At 69.2% G+C, this 20,779-nt stretch carries 15 protein-coding genes and 1 pseudogene; 6 read left to right on the top strand and 10 right to left on the bottom strand.

Annotated elements, in window-relative coordinates:
- Genes PKO50_RS20135 through PKO50_RS20125 form a run of 3 tightly spaced genes read left to right on the top strand, consistent with a single transcriptional unit; the run spans window position 1 to window position 3,299 of the window.
- The gene (locus PKO50_RS20135; RefSeq protein WP_109933572.1) at window positions 1-2,181 is read left to right on the top strand and encodes an FUSC family protein; all 2,181 of its coding nucleotides are present in this window, start codon (window positions 1-3) and stop codon (window positions 2,179-2,181) included.
- Between the two features lie 4 nt (window positions 2,182-2,185).
- Window positions 2,186-2,386: a DUF1656 domain-containing protein gene (locus PKO50_RS20130; protein WP_109933968.1), complete on the top strand. Its 201-nt coding sequence runs from the start codon at window positions 2,186-2,188 to the stop codon at window positions 2,384-2,386.
- Between the two features lie 13 nt (window positions 2,387-2,399).
- Window positions 2,400-3,299 carry an HlyD family secretion protein gene (locus PKO50_RS20125; protein WP_275627038.1) on the top strand — a complete coding sequence of 300 codons (900 nt, stop codon included), beginning with the start codon at window positions 2,400-2,402 and terminating at the stop codon, window positions 3,297-3,299.
- Between the two features lie 474 nt (window positions 3,300-3,773).
- Here PKO50_RS20125 and PKO50_RS20120 read toward each other — a convergent pair whose 3' ends face one another.
- The 5 genes from PKO50_RS20120 to acnB form a co-directional block, all read right to left on the bottom strand.
- Window positions 3,774-4,514, bottom strand: a complete 741-nt coding sequence (locus PKO50_RS20120; protein WP_275627037.1) for a murein L,D-transpeptidase catalytic domain family protein — start codon at window positions 4,512-4,514, stop codon at window positions 3,774-3,776.
- Window positions 4,515-4,595: 81 nt separating this feature from the next.
- Window positions 4,596-5,633, bottom strand: a complete 1,038-nt coding sequence (locus tag PKO50_RS20115) for a L,D-transpeptidase (protein ID WP_109933569.1) — start codon at window positions 5,631-5,633, stop codon at window positions 4,596-4,598.
- An 84-nt stretch (window positions 5,634-5,717) separates the two neighbouring features.
- Entirely contained in the window at window positions 5,718-6,413 is a 696-nt protein-coding gene (locus tag PKO50_RS20110) for a pseudouridine synthase (protein WP_109933568.1), read from the bottom strand.
- On the bottom strand, window positions 6,413-6,628 hold the full coding sequence (locus PKO50_RS20105; RefSeq protein WP_275627036.1) for a cysteine-rich CWC family protein: 216 nt from the start codon (window positions 6,626-6,628) through the stop codon (window positions 6,413-6,415). Before PKO50_RS20105 ends, PKO50_RS20110 begins: the two co-directional genes overlap by 1 nt.
- A 930-nt stretch (window positions 6,629-7,558) precedes the next feature.
- Window positions 7,559-10,168, bottom strand: a complete 2,610-nt coding sequence (gene acnB / locus PKO50_RS20100; RefSeq protein WP_275627035.1) for a bifunctional aconitate hydratase 2/2-methylisocitrate dehydratase — start codon at window positions 10,166-10,168, stop codon at window positions 7,559-7,561.
- A 391-nt stretch (window positions 10,169-10,559) separates the two neighbouring features.
- Between acnB and PKO50_RS20095 the strand changes: the two genes are divergently transcribed.
- Window positions 10,560-11,036 carry a DUF1289 domain-containing protein gene (locus tag PKO50_RS20095; protein ID WP_089392036.1) on the top strand — a complete coding sequence of 159 codons (477 nt, stop codon included), beginning with the start codon at window positions 10,560-10,562 and terminating at the stop codon, window positions 11,034-11,036.
- Between the two features lie 24 nt (window positions 11,037-11,060).
- Here the strand turns inward: PKO50_RS20095 and PKO50_RS20090 are convergent, their stop codons facing one another.
- Window positions 11,061-12,407 carry a 3-deoxy-7-phosphoheptulonate synthase class II gene (locus PKO50_RS20090; protein WP_089392035.1) on the bottom strand — a complete coding sequence of 449 codons (1,347 nt, stop codon included), beginning with the start codon at window positions 12,405-12,407 and terminating at the stop codon, window positions 11,061-11,063.
- 219 nt (window positions 12,408-12,626) lie between these two features.
- On the opposite strand from PKO50_RS20090, the gene PKO50_RS20085 reads away from it, so the two are divergent.
- The gene (locus tag PKO50_RS20085) at window positions 12,627-13,373 is read left to right on the top strand and encodes a spermidine synthase (RefSeq protein ID WP_275627034.1); all 747 of its coding nucleotides are present in this window, start codon (window positions 12,627-12,629) and stop codon (window positions 13,371-13,373) included.
- A 15-nt stretch (window positions 13,374-13,388) separates the two neighbouring features.
- Here PKO50_RS20085 and PKO50_RS20080 read toward each other — a convergent pair whose 3' ends face one another.
- The 3 genes from PKO50_RS20080 to PKO50_RS20070 form a co-directional block, all read right to left on the bottom strand.
- A complete protein-coding gene (locus tag PKO50_RS20080; protein WP_275627033.1) occupies window positions 13,389-15,047 on the bottom strand; it encodes a POTRA domain-containing protein in 1,659 nt (552 codons plus the stop codon).
- 79 nt (window positions 15,048-15,126) lie between these two features.
- Window positions 15,127-16,497: a collagen-like triple helix repeat-containing protein gene (locus tag PKO50_RS20075; protein WP_275627032.1), complete on the bottom strand. Its 1,371-nt coding sequence runs from the start codon at window positions 16,495-16,497 to the stop codon at window positions 15,127-15,129.
- Window positions 16,498-16,771: 274 nt separating this feature from the next.
- Window positions 16,772-17,563 carry a crotonase/enoyl-CoA hydratase family protein gene (locus PKO50_RS20070; protein ID WP_109935490.1) on the bottom strand — a complete coding sequence of 264 codons (792 nt, stop codon included), beginning with the start codon at window positions 17,561-17,563 and terminating at the stop codon, window positions 16,772-16,774.
- Between the two features lie 305 nt (window positions 17,564-17,868).
- Here PKO50_RS20070 and PKO50_RS20065 point away from each other — a divergent pair.
- A pseudogene (locus PKO50_RS20065) lies at window positions 17,869-19,601 on the top strand (DEAD/DEAH box helicase).
- Window positions 19,602-19,968: 367 nt separating this feature from the next.
- On the opposite strand, the gene fabI reads toward PKO50_RS20065, so the two are convergent.
- Entirely contained in the window at window positions 19,969-20,766 is a 798-nt protein-coding gene (gene fabI, locus PKO50_RS20060; protein ID WP_275627031.1) for an enoyl-ACP reductase FabI, read from the bottom strand.
- Window positions 20,767-20,779 lie beyond the last annotated feature (13 nt).

Raw genomic sequence — 20,779 nt, 5'->3', positions numbered from 1 at the left:
ATGGCCAACAGCCAAGCCCTGCAGACCCGCTCGCCGCTGGAGGAGGTGCGCCGCGCCTTCTTCGAGTGGGCGCGCAGCGACGGCGTGACCTGGGTCTACGTCGCCAAGGTGCTGACCGCCGCCATGCTCACCCTGTGGCTGGCCATGCGCCTGGAGCTGCCGCAGCCGAGCACCGCCACCATCACCGTGTTCATCGTGATGCAGCCGCAGAGCGGCCAGGTGTTCGCCAAGAGCTTCTACCGCATCCTCGGCTCCCTCGTCGGGCTGACGGTGATGGTGGCGCTGATCGCCGTGTTCGCCCAGGAGCGGGTGCTGTTCCTGCTGGTGGTGGCGCTGTGGGTCGGCGCCTGCACCGCCGGCGCCGCGCGCTACCGCGACTTCCGCTCCTACGCCTGCGTGCTGGCCGGCTACACCGCGACACTCATCGGCCTGCCGGCCACCCTGCACCCGGAAGCCGCCTTCATGTCGGCGGTGTGGCGGGTGCTGGAGATCAGCCTGGGCATCCTCTGCTCGACCGTGGTCAGCGCCGTGGTGCTGCCGCAGACCTCCGCCGCGGCCATGCGCAACGCCCTGTACCAGCGCTTCGGCGCCTTCGCCTGGTTCGTCCTCGACAACCTCGGCGGCGGCCAGCGCCAGCGCTTCGAGGCGGCCAACGTCAACTTCGTGTCCCAGGCCGTGGGCCTGGAGGCGCTGCGCAGCGCCACGCGCTTCGAGGACCCGCACATGCGCCTGCGCAGCGGCCGCCTGGCGCGCCTGAACAACGAGTTCATGGTCCTGACCACCCGCTACCACGCCCTGCACCAGTTGCTCGAACGCCTGCGCAGCCAGGGCGGCGAGCGCGTGCTGGAAGCCCTGGAGCCGTGCCTGGACGAGCTGCGCGAAGTGCTCGGGCCGTGGCAGGGCAAGCCGCTGCTGGACCGCGACGCCGCGGCCCTGGCCGAGCAGCTGGAAATGCGCCGCCAGCGCCTGATGCAGTGCATCCGCGAGGCCCGCGCCAGTGTGCGCGAGAAGGTCGAGGACGTGGGCGAGCGGCTGGACTTCAACACCGCCGCCGAGCTGCTCTACCGCCTGGTGGCCGACCTGCACAACTACGCCCTGACCCACGCCTCCCTGGCCGACCACCGCCACGAACGGGAGAACTGGAAGTTCGGCTTCTCGCCCAAGGCCAACATGGTCGGCTCGCTGGTCGCCGGGGCGCGCACCACCATCATGATCCTGGTGTTCGGCCTGTTCTGGATCGAGACCGCCTGGCCCAGCGGCAGCACCTTCGTGCTCAACGCTGCGGCGGTGGCGGCGCTGGTCTCGGCCGTGCCGGACCCGGCCAGGCTGGCCATGCAGATGGCCGTGGGCACCTTCTTCGCGGCCATCTTCGGCTTCGCCGAGACCTTCTTCGTGTTCCCCCACCTGGACGGCTTCCCGCTGCTGTGCGCGGCCCTGGCCCCGGTGTTCGCCCTGGGCGCCTTCCTCTCGGTGAAGCCGGCCTACGGCGGCTACGGCCTGGGCCTGCTGGTGTTCTTCAGCTTCGGCGCCATCCCGGCCAACATGACCGTCTACGACGCCGGGCGCATGCTCAACGAGTACATCGCCCTGGTGCTGTCGCAGAGCTGCGCCGCGCTGATGGTGGCGGTGCTGCTGCCGCCCACCAGCGCCTGGCTGTGGCGGCGCCTGGAGAAGGACCTGCGCATGCGCGTGGTGCAGGCCATCAGCGGCAGGGGCGCGGGCCTGGAAGCCACCTTCGAGAGCGGCACCCGCGACCTGATGAACCAGGCCTACGGCGTCGCCGCCCGCCGCCCGGACGTGCAGCGCGGCCTGCTGCGCTGGATGTTCCTGGTGCTGGAGGTGGGCCATGCTGTCATCGAGCTGCGCAACGAGCAGGAGCGCCTGCCGGACGAGCCCTGCTACGCCGAGGCCATGCCTTGGCGCCAGGCCATCCGCAGCATGGGCCGGGCGCTGATCCGCCTGTTCATGCAGCCGGGCGAGGCCAACCGCGAGCGCGCCCTGGCCGCCGTGGAGCACGCCATACTCACCACCAAGGCCACCGAGGAGCCGTGCGCGCCGGACTTCGAGAGTTCGCCCCTGCGCCGGGTGGTCAGCTACCTGCACTTCATCCGCACCACGCTGCTCGACCCGCAGTCGCCGCTGCGTGATGCCAGCCAAGGAACCGCCAGCCATGCTGCTTGACGACCTGCCGCGGGAAATCGCCTTCCACGGCGTCTACATGCCGACCCTCACCGCGCTCTTCGTGGTCGCGGCGGTGATCTGCTGGGGCCTCGACCGCATCTTCGCCTCCATCGGCCTGTACCGCTTCACCTGGCACCCGGCGCTGTTCCGCGTGTGCCTGTTCGCCTGCCTGTTCGGCGGCCTGTCCCTGACCGTCTACCGATAACGAGCCAGTACCCATGACCTTGAAATCCGTCTTCAGCCTGCTGGCGACCCTGATCATCCTGGTGGTCGCCGTGTTCATCGGCCGCACCCTCTGGGTGAACTACATGGACACCCCCTGGACCCGCGACGGCCGCGTGCGCGCCGACATCATCAACGTCGCCCCGGACGTGTCCGGGGTGGTGGTCGAGGTGCCGGTGCGCGACAACCAGCAGGTGAAGAAGGGCGACCTGCTGATGCAGATCGACCCCGACCACTACCGCATCGCCGTGAAGCAGGCCGAGGCCCAGGTCGCCTCGCGCCTGGCCACCCTGAAGATGCGCCAGCTCAACGCCAGGCGCCGCGCGGCCATGGACAACGAGGTGGTGTCCCGCGAGAGCCTGGACGACGCCAGCAACACCGCCGCCGCCGCCGAGGCCGACTACCAGCAGGCCCTGGCCGCGCTGGACGCCGCCAAGCTGAACCTGGAGCGCACCCAGGTGCGCGCCTCGGTGGACGGCTACGTGACCAACCTCAACGTGCACCGCGGCGACTACGCTCGCGCGGGCGAGGCGAAGATGGCGGTGGTCGACCAGAACTCCTACTGGGTCTACGGCTACTTCGAGGAAACCAAGCTGCCGCACATCGCCGTGGGCGACCCGGCCGAGCTGCAGCTGATGAGCGGCCAGCGCCTGAAGGGCCACGTGGAAAGCATCGCCCGCGCCATCTACGACCGCGACAACCCGGAAAGCCGCGAGCTGGTCGCCGACGTCAACCCGACCTTCAACTGGGTGCGCCTGGCCCAGCGCGTGCCGGTGCGCATCCACATCGACGAAGTGCCGGACGGCGTGCTGCTGGCGGCGGGCATCACCACCACGGTGATTGTCAACCCGGGCAGCCGGGACGCGGTGGACGAGCAGGGCGCGACGGTGCAGTGAGCGCAATGCGCGTTAGGTAAAAACGGGGGCTTCGGCCCCCGTTCGTTTTTCCCGGCGGAGGCCCTGTAGGAGCGGGCCCTGCCCGCTATTTCGCGCGCAGGGCGCGCTCCTACATGGAATGGCGTGGGTAGGGCAGCGTAGGAGCGAATCTCATCCGCGAACCGCGCCGGGACGTCCGGCTATCGCGGACAAGGTCCGCTCCTACGAGGGAGGAATACCGTGTTTCCCGGCAACCTGTAGGAGCGGGCCCTGCCCGCGAAATCGCGCGCAGGGCGCGCTCCTACAGAGGGATGGCGCGGGTGGGGCAGCGTAGGAGCGGATCTCATCCGCGAACCGCACCAGCTATTGCCCAGGGGCAGGTAGGCACGGCTTCTCGTAGGAGCGAGCTTGCTCGCGAACAAACGCGGTGCCTTGCGGTTCGCGAGCAAGCTCGCTCCTACGAAGATACCAAGAGCGTTTCGGCGCGTTGCGGGCTCAGCGCTTGGCCAGGGTCGCGCTGCGCCCCAGGTTCTGCGCCTTGGCCAGGCTGCAGCTGGCGCCGGCGAGGAACTGCGAGTTGTTCAGCCATTCCTGCTGCGGGTAATAGGCGAACACGTAGCTGCCTTTCTGCAGGGTGTCGATCAGCTTCTGCGCCACCTGCGGGCGCACCGCCGGGCAGCCCTGGCTGCGGCCCAGGCGGCCGAGGCCGGGGACCACCCTGGGGTCGGCGTAGGCGGCCGCGTGCATGACGATGGCGCGCTCTTCGCTGTTGTCGTTGAAGCCCGGCTCCAGGCCCAGCAGGCGCAGTGAGCGGCCGTGCTTGCCGCTATAGGTCTGGCCGGTCTGGTACAGGCCGATGGACGACTGGTAGCTGTTGGGGCGGTTGGAGAAGGAAGTGGCGAGGTCGTCGCCGCTGTTCTTGCCGTGGGCCACCCATTCCTCGAACAGCAGCTTGCGCCGCTTGAGGTCGAACACCCACAGGCGCTTGTCGCGCGAGGCCTTGGAGTAGTCGATGACGGTCAGCAGTTCGTCACGCCCGCCCAGTTGCGCGGCGTTGGCGCACTGGTAGGCGCTGAGCGCCAGGCGCAGGGCCTGCAGGTTGGTGGCCGGAGCCAGGCGGTGGAGTTCCTCGGCGCTGGGCAGCGCCGCTTGGGCGAGGCTGCTGCCGAGCGCGTAGAGCGCGCCCACGGCGAACAGCGGCCGGAGTTTCCCCCAGACGGTGGATATGGACGGCATGGCGCCGTTCCCCCCTTTGTCACTTCCTAAGGTCTGTTTTCGATTGCGCATGCAAGTGCGCGAAATTGAGGGGATTCTCGCCTATTTTTTGATCGATGCCGGTACCGCCTGTCGGTCGTTGGTGGTGATCACCGTGAAGTCCGGGTTGCTGCGCGTCTCGCGGCTGGACGGCAGGTCGGTGATGACCAGGGTGCTGCCGACGTCCATGGCCAGCAGCAGCGAGCGCAGGAAGTGCGCGTCCATGCTGAACTGGCCGAGCTGTTCGGCGGGCGTCAGGCCGGCCTGCGGGTTGCTCACCTGCACGGCGCTCCAGCGCAGGTTCGGCGAGGCGCTGGCGAGCTGTTCCGGGGTGGGCCGTTCCAGCAGCGAGAAGGCCGCCACGCCCGTGCGCGCGCCGGGGTTGTCGAGGGCCACCGGGGCGCTGCCGATCTGGGTGCCGCCGCGGTACACGTAGGCGCGGCGGTCGGCGCGGCTGATCAGCACCGAGATCGGCCCGGCGGCTTCGCCCGGGTCGCTCCAGTAGGGCTCCACCGCCGGGCTGGCCGGGCCGCTGGGCTTGCCTTCGGTCACCTGCGGGGCGAGCAGTCCGGGGTGGTAGACCTCCACCGGCGAGCTCTTGGCGTCGGAGATGATCACCGTGGTGTTGCTGAAGCCGGTGACCTCGTAGAGCTTCTTGGCGAAGGCCATGGGCAGGCGGATGCAGCCGTGGGAGGCCGGGTAGCCGGGCAGGTTGCCGGCGTGCAGGGCGATGCCGTCCCAGGTCAGGCGCTGCATGTAGGGCATGGGCGCGCTGTCGTACAGGTCGGAATGGTACTCCACCTTCTTCTGCAGGATGGTGAACACGCCGGTGGGGGTTTCCTTGCCGCGCTTGCCGGTGCTGACCGTGGCCAGGCCGATGGCGATGCCATTGCGGTACACGTAGGCGCGCTGCTCGGTGAGGCTGACCACCACCGTGACCGGGCCCTGCGGGGAGATCTCCGGGTACCAGAGGAACTGCCCGGGCTTGAGCTTCTTCAGCGCCGCCTGCAGGTCGTTGAGCGGCGAGCTGTGGCTGGAAGTGGCCACGGCGGGCAGGGCGACCAGGCTGAACAGCAGCAGGGCGAAAGACAGTGTCTTCATCGTATTCCTTCGATGAGCGGGCGTCCTCGCAGCTTAGTCGGGGCCGTGCCGCCCCTGCAATTCGCGATGCCGGACGGCAGTCTCTCAGTCCAGCGCGGCCAGCTCGGCGGCGCTCAGGGCGCGGTACTGGCCCGGCGCCAGCTGCGCGTCCAGGGCCAGGCCGCCCATGCGCTCGCGGTGCAGGCGGGTGACCTTGTTCTGGAAGTGCCCGAACATGCGCTTGACCTGGTGGTAGCGGCCTTCGTGGAGGGTCAGGCGCGCCGCCCGCGGGGCGAGGATCTCCAGCTGCGCGGGGAGGGTGGTGAGGTCCTCGTAGCGGAAGTACAGGCCGCGGGCGAAGACCTCGGCGTAGTGCGCCTCGATCGGCTGCTCGGTCTCCACGTAGTAGACCTTGGGCAGCTTGCGCCCGGGCAGGGTCATGCGCCGCGACCACTGGCCGTCGTTGGTGATCAGCAGCAGGCCGGTGCTGTTGTAGTCCAGTCGCCCGCCGATGTGCAGCTCGTGCTTGTCCGGCTCGTCCAGCAGGTCGAGCACGGTGCGGTGCTCGGCGTCGCGGGTGGCGCTGACGCAGCCGGCGGGCTTGTGCAGCATGAAGTAGCGCGCCGGGCGGCCGGCCTGCAGCACCTCGTCGTCCAGTTCCACGCGGCTGAACTCGCGCACTTCGTGGCGGCCGTCGCGGACCACCGCGCCGTCCACCTTAAGGCGCCCGGCGGCCAGCAGCAGGCGCGCGTCCTGGCGGCTGAAGCGGGGCAGGTTGGCGAGCAGGCGGTCCAGACGCATCAGGCGGGCTCGTCGGCGGGCGGCAGGCCCTGCGCGCAGCGCGGGCAGAGGCAGGCGCGGTCGAGCTGCTCCGGCGGGACACGGGCCAGGGCGGCGGGGTCGATGCGCGTCTGGAAGCACCAGCAGAGCGTGCCGTCGGCGTCCGGGTCGGCCTGGCTGCAGGCATTGCGCTGGCCGCAGAGGGGGCAACGGGTGGGATCGGGCGTGTCGGTCATGGTGCAGGTCGGTGCTTCGCTGGTTGCACAGGGTGCAGCGGGTGGCGCCGGGGTGCAAGGGGAATTCGTGCCACCGGGACGTCCGGCGTGGGCGGTGAGTCCAATCGCGGACTCTGTCCGCGATTCGGCGGATAACGCCGTAGGCGTTGTGCGCCCTACGGGGAGCCCGGGAGCTTCGCAGTTTCGCATCACGCCGAACGGTCCCCTCTCCCGCTTGCGGGGGAGGGGTCGGGAGGGGGGGCGGCGTCAGGGTTGGCAGAGGTGCGTGAGCGAAGTCCGTTCCCTCTCCCCAACCCTCTCCCTGAAGGGAGAGGGGGCTGTCCCGAGCAAGCGGATAACGCAGCGTCAGCCGGCAAATTCGTAGGGCGAATAACCGTTCGCGGTTATCCGCCGTTGGCCGATACACGACGCAAACGGCGGATAACGCCGTAGGCGTTATGCGCCCTACGGGTTTCCAGAGAAACATCCAAGCGCACCGGAACGCCCCTTCAGAAGGCCGAGCGAAACCGGCGCTCAGGAGGTCATGCGACATGGATGTCGCGAGAGCCCCGATGGGCTACAGGGACGTACCCTCGGGGCGGGCCTCCGTGGCGGGGGAGTTCGCGAGGGTAGCCCGGCTTCATCGGGCCCGTATGGCGGGGCAAGCGTTTTTGGTTACTTTTGTGGCGTTTGACAAAAGTGACTCGCCCGAGGGGGCGAAACAAAAGACATCCGAACAGTCGGAGCGGCGCGCTACACCCAAACCCAACGTCTTTTTTGGGTTCCGGCGTTCGCGGGAATGACGAGGGGGAGATCGGAGCGCGGAACCAAGCCCCGCAAGCAAAGCCATACCCCATCCCAAACGAAAATGCCGTTTCTCCCCAGGGGAAGAAACGGCATTCTCTTCAAAGCCCCACCGTACCGGCCAGGGCTTTCCTCACGCCGAAAGGCTTAGGCTTGAACGACCGGAATCTTGGCGTTCGCAGCGGCTTCCTTGAACTCGGCGATCTGGTCGAAGCTCAGGTAGCGGTAGATATCGGCAGACATGCTGTCGATGTCCTTCGCGTAGGCCATGTACTCCTCGACGGTCGGCAGCTTGCCGATGATCGAAGCCACGGCCGCCAGCTCCGCCGACGCCAGGAACACGTCGGTGGAATCGCCCAGGCGGTTCGGGAAGTTACGAGTCGAGGTCGAGACCACGGTGGAACCGGTCTGTACGCGAGCCTGGTTACCCATGCACAGCGAGCAGCCCGGCATTTCCATGCGCGCACCGGCCTTGCCGTAGATGCCGTAGTAGCCTTCCTCGGTCAACTGGTGGGCGTCCATCTTGGTCGGCGGGGCCAGCCACAGACGGGTCGGAATGCCACCCTTGACCTTGTCCAGCAGCTTGCCGGCGGCGCGGAAGTGACCGATGTTGGTCATGCACGAACCGATGAACACCTCGTCGATCTTGCGGCCTTGCACGCTGGACAGCAGGCGGGCGTCGTCCGGGTCGTTCGGGGCGCAGAGTACCGGCTCCTTGACGTCGGCCAGGTCGATCTCGATGACCGCGGCGTATTCGGCGTCCTTGTCGGCTTCCAGCAGTTGCGGGTTGGCCAGCCAGGCTTCCATCGCCTTGGCGCGGCGCTCCAGGGTGCGGGCGTCGCCGTAGCCTTCGCCGATCATCCAGCGCAGCAGGGTGATGTTGGACTTCAGGTATTCGGCGATGGCCTCTTCCGGCAGCTTGATGGTGCAACCGGCGGCGGAACGTTCGGCCGAGGCGTCGGACAGCTCGAAGGCTTGCTCGACGGTCAGGTCGTTCAGGCCTTCGATCTCGAGGATGCGGCCGGAGAAGATGTTCTTCTTGCCTTTCTTCTCGACGGTCAGCAGGCCGGCCTGGATGGCGTAGTAGGGGATGGCATGGACCAGGTCACGCAGGGTGATGCCCGGTTGCAGCTTGCCCTTGAAGCGCACCAGTACCGATTCGGGCATGTCCAGCGGCATCACGCCGGTGGCAGCGGCGAAGGCCACCAGGCCCGAGCCGGCCGGGAAGCTGATGCCGATCGGGAAGCGGGTGTGCGAGTCGCCGCCGGTGCCGACGGTGTCGGGCAGCAGCATGCGGTTCAGCCAGCTGTGGATGATGCCGTCGCCCGGACGCAGGGACACGCCGCCACGGGTCATGATGAAGTCGGGCAGGGTGTGGTGGGTCTTGACGTCGATGGGCTTGGGATAGGCCGCGGTGTGGCAGAAGGACTGCATCACCAGGTCGGCGGAGAAGCCCAGGCAGGCCAGGTCCTTCAGCTCGTCGCGGGTCATCGGGCCGGTGGTGTCCTGGGAACCGACGGTGGTCATCTTCGGTTCGCAGTAGGTGCCCGGGCGCACGCCTTGGCCTTCCGGCAGGCCGCAGGCGCGACCGACCATCTTCTGCGCCAGGGTGTAGCCCTTGCCGCTGTCGGCGGGGGCTTCGGGCTTCTTGAACAGGGTGGACGGGGCCAGGCCCAGTTCGGCGCGGGCCTTCTCGGTCAGGCCACGGCCGACGATCAGCGGGATGCGGCCGCCGGCGCGGACTTCGTCCAGCAGCACGGGGGTCTTCAGCTCGAAGGTGGTGACCACTTCGCCGCTGTCATGGCGCACGACCTTGCCTTCGTATGGGTACACGTCGATGACGTCGCCCATGGCCAGGTTGGTGCAGTCGAACTCGATCGGCAGGGCGCCGGCGTCTTCCATGGTGTTGTAGAAGATCGGCGCGATCTTGGTGCCGAAGCAGAAACCGCCTGCGCGCTTGTTCGGCACGTAGGGGATGTCGTCGCCGAAGAACCACAGCACCGAGTTGGTGGCGGACTTGCGGGAGGAACCGGTGCCGACCACGTCACCGACGTAGGCGACCGGGAAGCCCTTGGCCTTGACCGCTTCGATCTGCTTCAGCGGGCCGATGGCGCCGGGCTGTACCGGCTCGATGCCGTCGCGGGCCATCTTCAGCATGGCCAGGGCGTGCAGCGGGATGTCCGGGCGCGACCAGGCGTCGGGCGCCGGGGACAGGTCGTCGGTGTTGGTTTCGCCGGGCACCTTGAACACGGTCAGGGTGATCTTCTCGGCGACCGCCGGGCGGGCCTGGAACCACTCGCCGTCGGCCCAGGACTGCAGCACGGCCTTGGCCGCGGCGTTGCCCTTCTTGGCGCGCTCGGAAACGTCGTGGAAGGCGTCGAACATCAGCAGGGTGTGCTTGAGCTGCTCGGCGGCGACTTCGGCCAGCTCGGCGCTGTCCAGCAGTTCCACCAGGGTGGCGATGTTGTAGCCGCCCTGCATGGTGCCCAGCAGCTCGACGGCGCGGGCCTTGCTGATCAGCGGGGAAGTGGCTTCGCCCTTGGCGACGGCGGAGAGGAAGCCGGCCTTGACGTAGGCGGCCTCGTCCACGCCCGGCGGGACGCGGTTGGTGATCAGGTCGAGGAGGAATTCTTCTTCGCCGGCCGGCGGGTTCTTCAGGAGTTCGACCAGACCAGCGGTCTGCTCGGCGTTCAGCGGCTGGGGCACGACACCCTGGGCGGCACGCTCTTCTACGTGTTTGCGGTAGGCTTCAAGCACAGTATTTCCCTCATCAGTGGTCCCGTGGGACGCGTATCCAGGAGACCTCGCCGATCCATTCGTCAGGCATGGTGGACGGTAATCCACGGACCTACGACGGCACCGGCAGCCTCCAGACAGAAGCTGTTTTCAAAGTTTTACGCCGGAGGGCCTGGGACGTGAGGGACTGGGCGCCTGAGGGGGGCGCCCGGTCCGCGCGGCTGCCGGAATCTGTGCTTCGTGACGCTTTGAAAACAGCTTCGAACGGGCATTGCGCCTTGTGAAAGGCGGGCCGATTCTACTGGAATTCATTGCTGAAAGTAAGCGCCATTGCGCCGATGCGGAGGGTGATCTTGCCTAGACAAAGGGCTAAGATGACGCCCGTCCCCCGTTGTCCCGAAGCCGTTCCGCCATGTCCTCCCAGCGCATCAAGACCCCCTGTGTCGGCCTCTGCTCCACCGTCTACGGCGACCTCGTGTGCCGGGGCTGCAAGCGCTTCCACCACGAGGTGGTGAACTGGAACCTGTACGGCGAGGAGGAGAAGCGCGCGGTGTGGAAGCGCCTGGAGGTGCTGCTGGTGCAGGTGATGGTGGCCAAGCTCGAGGTGTTCGATGCGCCGCGCCTGCGCGCCCAGCTGGAGCAGCGGCAGATCCGCTTCGTCCCCGAGCAGTCGCCGTACTGCTGGGCCTACCAGCTGATCGCCCGCGGCTCGCGGCTGATCCAGAGCATCGAGGCCTACGGCGTGGCGCTGCTGCCGGAGTTCCGCGAGCGGCCGCTGCCGGAGCTGCGCGACGCCATCGACCGCGAGTTCTTCCTGCTTTCCGAGGCCCACTACGACCGCTACATCGCCCCGCGCTTCCTCAGCGAGGGCATGGACCTGCGCGTCTGAGCCCGGCCCCGCCGTTCGTCGGCTTCAGCGCCGCGCCTGCTTCAGCGTCTCGGCGATGAGGAAGGCCAGCTCCAGCGACTGGTCGGCGTTGAGCCGCGGGTCGCAGTGGGTGTGGTAGCGGTCGCTGAGCCCGGCCTCGGTGATCGGCCGCGCGCCGCCGATGCACTCGGTGACGTTCTGCCCGGTCATCTCGATGTGGATGCCGCCGGGGTGGGTGCCCTCGGCCCTGTGCACCTCGAAGAACTGCCGCACCTCGGCGAGGATGCGCGCGAAGTCGCGGGTCTTGTAGCCGCTGGAGGCCTTGATGGTGTTGCCGTGCATCGGGTCGCAGCTCCACAGCACCTGGCGGCCTTCGCGCTGCACGGTACGGAGCAGCCGCGGCAGGCCGTCGCCAACCTTGTCGGCGCCCATGCGCACGATCAGGTTGAGGCGGCCGGGGTCGTTGTCCGGGTTGAGGATGTCGATCAGGCGCAGCAGTTCCTCGTCGCCCATGCTCGGCCCGACCTTCACGCCGATGGGGTTGCCCACCCCGCGCAACAGCTCGACGTGGGCGCCGTCCAGCTGGCGGGTGCGGTCGCCGATCCAGAGCATGTGCGCCGAGCAGTCGTACCAGCCGCCGGTGAGGCTGTCGCGGCGGATGAAGGCTTCCTCGTAGTTCAGCAGCAGCGCCTCGTGGGCGGTGAAGAAGCTCACCTCGCGCAGCTGCGGCGCACCGTCCAGGCCGCAGGCGCGCATGAAGGCGAGGGTCTCGTCGATGCGCCCGGCGAGCTGGCTGTACTTCTCCGCCAGGGCCGAGTTGGCGATGAAGTCGAGGTTCCACTGGTGCACCTCGTGCAGGTCGGCGAAGCCGCCCTGGGCGAAGGCGCGCAGCAGGTTGAGGGTGGCGGTGGACTGGTGGTAGGCCTGCAGCAGGCGCTGCGGGTCCGGCACGCGGTTGGCCTCGTCGAAGCCGATGCCGTTGACGATGTCGCCGCGGTAGGCCGGCAGGGTCATCTCGCCCACGGTTTCCTCGCCGGAGGAGCGCGGCTTGGCGAACTGCCCGGCCATGCGCCCGACCTTCACCACCGGGCAGCCGGCGGCGAAGGTCATGACCACCGCCATCTGCAGCAGCACCTTGAAGGTGTCGCGGATCTTCGCCGCGGAGAACTCGGCGAAGCTCTCGGCGCAGTCGCCGCCCTGCAGCAGGAAGGCGCGCCCGGCGGTGACCTCGGCGAACTGCCGGCGCAACTCGCGGGCCTCGCCGGCGAACACCAGCGGCGGGTAGCTGGCGAGGGTCTGCTCGACCTGCTGCAGGCGCGCGGCGTCGGGGTAGGCGGGTTGCTGCTGGATGGGGCGGCTTCTCCAGCTGTCGGGGCTCCAGGTCTGGCTCATCGGGGGCTCGCGGGCAATGGCGGGTATCAGCCCATGGTAACACCGGGCGGGGCCTCCTTCAGCGGGGCCGGGCTGGTATCCTTCGCTTTCCATGAGCCCGCGGCCGTCGCCGTCCTTGCCCTGCGGAGAACCCCGCGTGTACCAGAGCCCGACTTCGAATCCCCGTCCGTATCGCCGGCCCAGCGCCGGCGCCCGTGGCCATGGCCGGGGGCGCCGGGCATGAGCGAGGACCTGCTGATAGCCGAGGAGCGCGATGCCTACGGGGTGATCCGCGTGGTGGAGCAGGGCGGCTACCGCTACCTGGAGTTCGGCGAGGAGGTGGAGCAGAGCTGCGTGCGCATCGGCGACCCGGCCTGGCTGGAGTACGACTATTCCCGCGCCATGCTGCTGGGCGCGCTGTGCCACCCGGCGCCGCGCCGCGCGCTGTTCCTCGGCTTCGGCGCCGGCAGCCTGACCCAGGCCTGCCTGAAGCACCTGGCGCTGGACGAGGCGGAGGCCGTCGAGCTGCGCCCGGCGATCCCGCGCCTGGCCCGCGAGCACCTGGGCCTGGTGGACGAGCCGCGCCTGCGGCTGCGCATCGGCGACGCGGTGGAGGAGCTGGGCGACTGCGAGCCGGCCGACCTGATCTTCCTCGACCTCTACACCGACACCGGCCCCGCCCCGGCGCACCTGGGCTGGGACTTCCTCGGCGCCTGCCGCGACAAGCTGCGCCCCGGCGGCTGGCTGATCATCAACCAGTGGAGCACCGACGACGGCCGGCCCCTGGGCGCGGCCCTGCTGCGCGGGCGCTTCCACCGCCACTACCTGGAATGCCCGGTGCCGGAAGGCAACGTGATCGTCTTCGTTCCCGCCGACGTCGAGCAGAGCCTGGAGCCGCGCGGGCTGAAGAAACGCGCCAGGGCCCTGCAGGGCGACCTGGGCTACGACCTGGGCACCTACATCGACGCGCTGCGCCCCGCGCAGTAGCGGCGGGGCGCCGGCTCAGGGGATCTGGTAGCTGAGCGTCAGGTTGAGCCGCGGGCTGCGCTCGTCGTTGTCGATGGCGCGGTCGGCGAACGGCTTGGCCACTTCCACCCCCAGCACGTACTGCTTGCGGTTGGAGAAGCGCACCCCGACGGCGCCGGAGCCGAGCCTGGCGCCGGGCTGGCCGTCGGCGTTGTACCAGGTGCGCGCGCCGTCCACCACCAGATAGGGCTGCAACTGGTTCATCCAGCGGTTTTGCCAGAGGAAGGCGTAGTTCACCTCGTAGGAGGCGCCCCAGCCCTTGTCGCCGGTGGCCTGGTCGTCCGGGTAGCCGCGGCCGAAGTTGGCGCCGCCGTAGGTGACCTGCTCGGAGTCCGGCAGGCTGTCGTGGGCCCACTGGAAGCTGGCGTTGGCCACGCCCTGCACCCGCTCGCCGAACTGGTTCTGCTGGGCGCCGAAGCCGAGCACGCGGGTGAAGTCCTTGCGCGCCGGTGCCGTGCTCTGCGCGTCGAAGGCGTTCAGGCCCTTGTAGAGGGCCAGGCTGCCGGCGCGCACCTGCTTCTCGCCGAACTGCTGGACCAGGGTGTCGACGCCCACCACGCGCAATTTGTTGCGCAGCTTCACGCTATAGGGGGTGGCCGGCGCCACCAGGTCGTAGCGGCTGCTGTCGTCCACCGTGTAGGCGCGCAGGTTGACGTCCCAGGTCAGGTCGCGGCGCAGCAGCACGGGGATGCCCAGGCCGGCGCTGAGCCGTTCGTTCTCGCGCTTGCGCGCGTATTGCAGCGGGCCGATCACCACGCGGTCCTCGAGGCTGGCGTTGTAGTGGCTGTAGCCGGCCATCAGCTGCAGGCCGTTGTCGCCCAGCAACTGGCTGTAGTTCCAGGCGCGGTAGTACTCCTTGTCGTCGCCGGGCGGGTAGAGGTAGCTGAACTGCAGCTGCTCGCCCCGGCCCAGCAGCGAGGCCAGCGTGGCGTTGAACAGCCCGCGCGGGTTGCCGTGGCGCGAGTCGAAGTCGGCGCCGGTGGTGACGACCTCGTGCTTGCCGAGCATCTCCAGCACGGCGCCGCCGTCGGTGGTGGTCGGCGGGTTGAGGACCATGTTCATCTGCAGGCCGGGCACCCGGCTCATCAGTACGCTGAAGCGCTCGAAGCTGGCGCGGGTCAGCGGCCGCTCCGCCTTCAGGCGCTCGATCCAGCGCGCCACGCGGGCCTGGTGCACGCCGAGGTCGCCGGCGCTGCGCACCTCGCTCAGGTGGCCCTCGATCAGCATGATGCGCCCGACGCCGCCATTGAAGTCCTGGTTGGGCACGTAGGCGAAGGAAATGACGAAGCCGTCGTCCTGGTAGCGCCGGGTGATGGCCTTGGCCGCCGCCACCAGCTCGCCGATCCTGATGTCGCGACGGGTCAGCGGTTCCAGCAGGGGCTTCCAGGTGGCGATCGGGTAGTGGCCGCCGCCGGCGACCTCGATGCGCCGCAGGCGGATGCGCCGTTCGAGCAGTTGCTGCGGCTGCGCGGCCGCCGGGGTGCTGACCCGCGGCGCCTGCGGGCGCACGTCGCCGCCGGGCAGGTTGGGCCGGGGCAGGCCCTGTTCGATGTCGGAGCCGGGCAGTTGGATGGGGCGGTCGGCCCAGGCTAGGGGGCTGGCTAACAACAGCGTTACTACGGCTAGCTTGCGCATGGCTTCTCCCTGAAGCCGTTAAATGAAAGGGCGAAGGGCCGTTGCCGACCCTTCGCCGTTCGCTTTGGCGGGCTTGCCGTCAGTTTCCGGACTTGCCGCCCAGGCTGCCGGTCACGCCGCCGAGCAGGCCACCCACGGTGCCCAGGGTGCCGCCGAGCAGGCCGTTGTTGCTGGCCAGGCCGTTGCTGCCGACGCCTGTCGCGACTCCGCTGGTGAGGCCACTGGTGACGCCACCCAGGGTGCCGGTGACGCCGGAGAGCAGGCCGCTAACCGGGTTGCTGCCGCCAGTGGCGCCGCCCAGGGTGCCGGTGACGCCGGAAAGCAGGCCGCCAACCGGGTTGCTGCTACCGGTGGCGCCGCCCAGGGTGCCGGTGACGCCGGAGAGCAGGCCGCCGACCGGGTTGCTGCTGCCGGTGGCACCGCCCAGTACGCCGGTGACGCCGGAGAGCAGCCCGCCGATCGGGTTGCTGGCGCTGCTGCCGGCCGGTGCGTTGACCAGCCCGCCCGTCGCGCTCACGGCCTCGCCGACGTTGGTCACGACGCTGCCGACCGGCGCGAGGACCGGCGTGGTACTGCCGAGCTGGGTGCCGACCTGGCCCACCAGGCCGCCGACCGTGGTCACCAGGTTGTTCACCGGGGCGCCCAGGCCGGTGGCCGCGCCGACCTGCTGGGTCACGCCCTCGACCTGGCCGACCAGGCCCGCGGTGGTGCCGCTGAGCTGCTTGGTCAGCGGGCTGAGCGGGCCGGTGGTGACGGCGCCGCTGAGGGAGTCGCCGAGCATGCTGATCTGCCCGCCAACGCCGTCGACCACGCCGCCCAGGGCAGTGGTCACCGGTTTCAGCGGAGTGTTGGCGCCTACCGCGGCGACGGTGCCGCCCAGGTCGCTGACCGCATTGCCGACGCTGCTCACCGTGCCGGTGGCGCCGGCCACCGTGGTGCCCAGGGCGTTGGGGTTGCTGCCGAGCTGGCCGACGCCGTTGGTGATGCCGCTGCCCAGGCTGTTCACGCCCTGGCCGACGTCCTGGATGACGTTGCCGGCGCCTTCGGTCACGCCGCTGCCGACCACCGGCAGGCCCACGCCCTTGACCACGCTGCCGACGCCGTTGACGGTGTCGCCCAGCGAGCTGACCGCTTCGCCGGTGTTGCTGAGGATGGTGCTGGTGGTGCTGGGGTTGGTGCCGCCGGTGCTTCCGCCGTTGTTACCGCCGTCGCCACCATTGTTGCCACCGGTTCCACCATTACCGCCGGTGCCGCCGTCGCCACCGCTGCCGGTACCGCCGGAACCGTTGCCGTCGCCGCCGCTACCCGAGCCGCCGTTGCCGGCGCCCTGGTCGGAGCCGCTTCCGGAACTGGCGACACTGCTGTGATGGCCGCCCTTGCTGCTGCAACCCTGCAGCGACATGGCAACGACCAGGAGAGACAACGCGAATACACGAATGGGACCAGACATCTGGGGCTCCTCCCTGAAGGGCTCTGGTGTTCAGGAGAAGCCTCGGTCCGCCGTCGGCAAGAGTACTTCCACTGATTGCCGGCACAGTTTCAGTACTTGCGGGAGGGGGCGAAATTGCATCTTGTATATAGTCGTTTGTTATAGGCATCCCGTTGATTCGAATGAAATTTCAGCAGAATTGCTGGCCTTTTGATTGCAATCTAATACTTTCGATATAGCGCTTTCCCGGGGCTTCGAAGGCGTGCGCGGGCGGCGCCGCGAAGCGGCGCGATGGCTAGTTGCCGGAGAAGTGGCCTTCGCGCTTTTCCAGCAGCGACTGCAGGCCTTCCCGGGCGTCCTCGCTGGCGAGCAGGGCCTTGAGCTGTTGCGGCAGCTCGCGGATGGCCTCCGCCGGGCCCTGTTCCTGGGCGCGGCGCGCCGAGGCCAGGGTGGCGCGCACGGCTAGCGGGGCGCGGCGGGCGATGCGCGCGGCCAGCTTCAGGGCCTCGGGCAGCAGCTCCTCGGGCGGGTGGATTTCCTGGACCAGGCCCAGGCGGCAGGCCTCGTGGGCGTCGAACTCGTCGCCGCTGAGCAGCCAGCGCATGGCGTTGCCCCAGCCGGCGACCTGCGGCAGGCGCAGGGTGGCGCCGCCCAGCGGCAGCAGGCCGCGGCGCACCTCCATCTGGGCGAAGCGGGCGTTGCTGGCGCACAGGCAGATGTCCGCCGCCAGCATCAGTTCGATGCCGATGGTGTAGCAGTAGCCCTGCACGGCGACCAGCAGCGGCTTGCTCAGCCGCGGCCCGCCGAGGGTGCCCCAGGGGTCGACCGCGCCGGCCGGCAGTTGCCAGCCGTCGTGCAGGCGCCGGCTGACGTCGGCCAGGTCGAGGCCGGCGCTGAAGTGCTCGCCGTGGGCGACGATCAGCGCGCAGCGCAGGTCGTCGTCGCGTTCGTACCCGCCCAGGGCCAGCATCAGCTCGTCGAGCATGCGCTGGTCGAAGGCGTTGCGCTTTTCCGGCCGGTTCAGGCCCAGCAGCAGGAGATGACCACGGCGCGTGACGGTGACGCGGGGTTCGCTGGTAGGGTTCACGGCGCGTGCTCCTGGCAGGTGGGCCCTGCTCGGTATAGACGGCGGGTGGCCGATTGTGCAAGTCTTGACCGTTCGGCCAGCGGCGGCGGAAAAGCCACACATCGACGGCGTTTTTCCGGTATGATGCGCGCCGGCCTGTTACGGCCCCGTTCGGGACCGCATCTTTCAGAGCCTGCACGCTCTGGCTGTGCGTCCGCTTCCGCGGACTTCCTTGACGTATTCTTCCAACAGTTCAGTTCGCAAATCCCCGCTTCCAGCTGCCTGGGTGACTTCTACTGTCGTACAGGGCATGCGCAGCTCGGCCATTGGGTCTTTGCGGATGTATTTAGAGGCAAAACCCATGACCCAGGAAACCGGCGGCTTCGCCGCGCTCGGCATTCATCCCAATATTCTGGCGGCCATCGCCGCGGTCGGCTACGAAGAGCCTTCGCCCATCCAGGCCCAGTCGATCCCGGTGATCCTCGAAGGCCACGACATGATCGGCCAGGCCCAGACCGGCACCGGCAAGACCGCCGCCTTCGCCCTGCCGCTGCTGTCGCAGATCGAGCCGGCCCGCCGCGAGCCCCAGGTGCTGATCCTGGTGCCGACCCGCGAACTGGCCCTGCAGGTGGCCACCGCCTGCGAAACCTACTCCAAGCAGATGCCCGGCGTCGGCGTGGTAGCCGTCTACGGTGGCGCGCCCATGGGCCCGCAGCTCAAGGCCCTGCGCCAGGGCGCCCAGGTCCTGGTGGCCACCCCCGGCCGCCTGTGCGACCACCTGCGCCGCGACGAGAACCTGCTGGCCACCGTCGAGCGCCTGGTGCTGGACGAGGCCGACGAGATGCTCAAGCTCGGCTTCATGGACGACCTGGAAGTGATCTTCGAGGCCATGCCGGCCAGCCGCCAGACCGTGCTGTTCTCCGCGACCCTGCCGGCCTCGATCCGCAGCATCGCCGAGCGCCACCTGAAGGAACCCAAGCACGTCCGCATCGCCGCCAAGACCCAGACCGTGGCGCGCATCGAGCAGGCGCACCTGATGGTCCATGCCGACCAGAAGCCCGCCTCCATCCTGCGCCTGCTGGAAGTCGAGCAGTTCGACGCGCTGATCGGCTTCGTGCGTACCAAGCAGGCCACCCTGGACATCGCCGAGCTGCTCGAGCGCCAGGGCTACCGCGCCGCCGCGCTCAACGGCGACATGCCGCAGGCCCAGCGCGAGCGCGTCATCGAGTCGCTGAAAGACGGCTCGCTGGACATCGTCATCGCCACCGACGTGGCCGCCCGTGGCCTGGACGTGTCGCGCATCACCCACGTGCTGAACATCGACATGCCGTACGACCCCGAGTCCTACGTGCACCGCATCGGCCGTACCGGCCGCGCCGGCCGCGAAGGCCGCGCGCTGCTGCTGGTGACCCCGCGCGAGCGGCGCATGCTGCAGGTGATCGAGCGCGTCACCGGGCAGAAGGTCGGCGAAGTGCGCCTGCCCGACGCCGACACCGTGCTGGAAGCGCGCCTGGCGCGCCTGGCCTCCAGCCTGCAGCCGCTGCTGGAAACCGCGGTCGCCAACCGTGGCGCCGTGCGCGACGAGCTGTGCCGCCGCCTGGGCACCGACGTCGAGACCCTCGCCGCGGTGCTGCTGGCCAAGCTCACCGAAGGCAAGGCCCTGGACCTGGAGTCGGTGCGCCGCGAGCAGCCGCTGACCCCGGCCGCCCCGCGCGAGCGCAGCGACCGTTACGAACGTAGCGAGCGCGGTGAGCGCGGTGAGCGCAGCGATCGTGGCGAACGCTCCGGCGAGCGCCGCCCGATGGCCGCCCCGGCCGAAGGCAAGGCCCGCTGCCGCACCGCCCTGGGCGCGCGCGACGGCGTGGCGGCGAAGAACCTGCTGGGTGCCATCCTCAACGAGGGCGGCCTGTCCCGCGAGGCCATCGGCCGCATCCAGATCCGCGAGACCTTCAGCCTGATCGAGCTGCCGGAAGACGGCCTGGAGCGCCTGCTGGGCAAGCTCAAGGACACCCGCGTCGCCGGCAAGGCCCTGCGCCTGCGCCGCTACCGCGAGGATTGATCCGCGCGCCACGCGCCGCGATCCGATGAAAACGCCGCAGTCGGGTGACCGGGTGCGGCGTTTTTCCTTGTGCGGTGGTTGGGGGCAGCCACGAGGTCCCTGTAGGAGCGCGCCCTGCGCGCGATTCGCGGATAAGATCCGCTCCTACAGTTTGCTGCGAGGCATGCCTGAAGTTCGACGGCGGATAACGCCATAGGCGTTATGCGCCCTACGGAGGCCGGAGGCTCGGTATTTCCCGTAGGAGCGGACTTTGTCCGCGATAGCTCGACGCCATGTGGTTGCCATGTAGGAGCGCGCCCTGCGCGCGAATCGCGGGCAGGGCCCGCTCCTACGGTTTGCTGTGAGGCGTGGCATTCCCGCCGCCTGCTCAGTCCTCTTCCAGCGGCCCCATCGCCGTGGTGTTGAAGCCGCCGTCGACGTAGAGGATTTCGCCGCTGATGCCGCTGGCCAGGTCGGAGCAGAGGAAGGCCGCGGCGTTGCCGACTTCCTCGATGGTCACGTTGCGCCGCAGCGGCGTCTGCCGTTCGCTGGCGGCGAGCATGCGGCGGAAGCTCCTGATGCCGGAGGCCGCCAGGGTGCGGATCGGCCCGGCGGATACCGCGTTGACCCGCGTGCCTTCCGGGCCGAGGCTGGCGGCCAGGTAGCGCACGCCGGCCTCCAGGCTGGCCTTGGCCATGCCCATCACGTTGTAGTTGGGCAGGGTGCGCTCGGCGCCCAGGTAGGAGAGGGTGAGCAGGGCGCCGTGGCGGCCCCGCATCATCCCGCGGCCGGCCTTGGCCAGGGCCACGAAGCTGTAGGCGCTGATGTCGTGGGCGATGCGGAAGCCGTCGCGGCTGGTGACGGCGGTGAAGTCGCCGTCGAGCTGGTCACCCGGGGCGAAGCCCACCGAGTGGACGATGATGTCCAGGCCGTCCCAGTGCCTGCCCAGCTCGCGGAACACCGCCTCGATGTCGGCGTCGCTGGCCACGTCGCAGGGGAAGCACAGCCCGGGGCCGGAGCCCCAGCCGGCGGCGAATTCCTCGACGCGGCCCCTGAGCTTGTCGTTCTGGTAGGTGAAGGCCAGCTCGGCGCCTTCGCGGTGCATCGCCGCGGCGATGCCCGAGGCGATGGAGAGTTTGCTGGCGACGCCGACGATCAGTGCGCGCTTGCCGGTGAGAAAGCCCATGGTGCTCCGCCTC

This window comes from Pseudomonas sp. 273, from assembly GCF_029201425.1.
Lineage (GTDB): Bacteria > Pseudomonadota > Gammaproteobacteria > Pseudomonadales > Pseudomonadaceae > Pseudomonas > Pseudomonas delhiensis.
The sequence above is the reverse complement of the archived record's forward strand: the minus strand, read 5'-3'. Positions and strand labels throughout refer to the sequence as shown.

What these genes read in the sequence shown, in the direction of transcription:
- PKO50_RS20105 (WP_275627036.1), bottom strand. Translation starts at nt 6,628, where the DNA reads ATGACCGACACGCCCGATCCCACCCGTTGCCCCCTCTGCGGCCAGCGC.
- PKO50_RS20135 (WP_109933572.1), top strand. Translation starts at nt 1, where the DNA reads ATGGCCAACAGCCAAGCCCTGCAGACCCGCTCGCCGCTGGAGGAGGTG.
- PKO50_RS20095 (WP_089392036.1), top strand. Translation starts at nt 10,560, where the DNA reads ATGTCCTCCCAGCGCATCAAGACCCCCTGTGTCGGCCTCTGCTCCACC.
- PKO50_RS20110 (WP_109933568.1), bottom strand. Translation starts at nt 6,413, where the DNA reads ATGCGTCTGGACCGCCTGCTCGCCAACCTGCCCCGCTTCAGCCGCCAG.
- PKO50_RS20120 (WP_275627037.1), bottom strand. Translation starts at nt 4,514, where the DNA reads ATGCCGTCCATATCCACCGTCTGGGGGAAACTCCGGCCGCTGTTCGCC.
- PKO50_RS20125 (WP_275627038.1), top strand. Translation starts at nt 2,400, where the DNA reads ATGACCTTGAAATCCGTCTTCAGCCTGCTGGCGACCCTGATCATCCTG.
- PKO50_RS20085 (WP_275627034.1), top strand. Translation starts at nt 12,627, where the DNA reads ATGAGCGAGGACCTGCTGATAGCCGAGGAGCGCGATGCCTACGGGGTG.
- PKO50_RS20115 (WP_109933569.1), bottom strand. Translation starts at nt 5,633, where the DNA reads ATGAAGACACTGTCTTTCGCCCTGCTGCTGTTCAGCCTGGTCGCCCTG.
- PKO50_RS20075 (WP_275627032.1), bottom strand. Translation starts at nt 16,497, where the DNA reads ATGTCTGGTCCCATTCGTGTATTCGCGTTGTCTCTCCTGGTCGTTGCC.
- PKO50_RS20090 (WP_089392035.1), bottom strand. Translation starts at nt 12,407, where the DNA reads ATGAGCCAGACCTGGAGCCCCGACAGCTGGAGAAGCCGCCCCATCCAG.
- PKO50_RS20080 (WP_275627033.1), bottom strand. Translation starts at nt 15,047, where the DNA reads ATGCGCAAGCTAGCCGTAGTAACGCTGTTGTTAGCCAGCCCCCTAGCC.
- fabI (WP_275627031.1), bottom strand. Translation starts at nt 20,766, where the DNA reads ATGGGCTTTCTCACCGGCAAGCGCGCACTGATCGTCGGCGTCGCCAGC.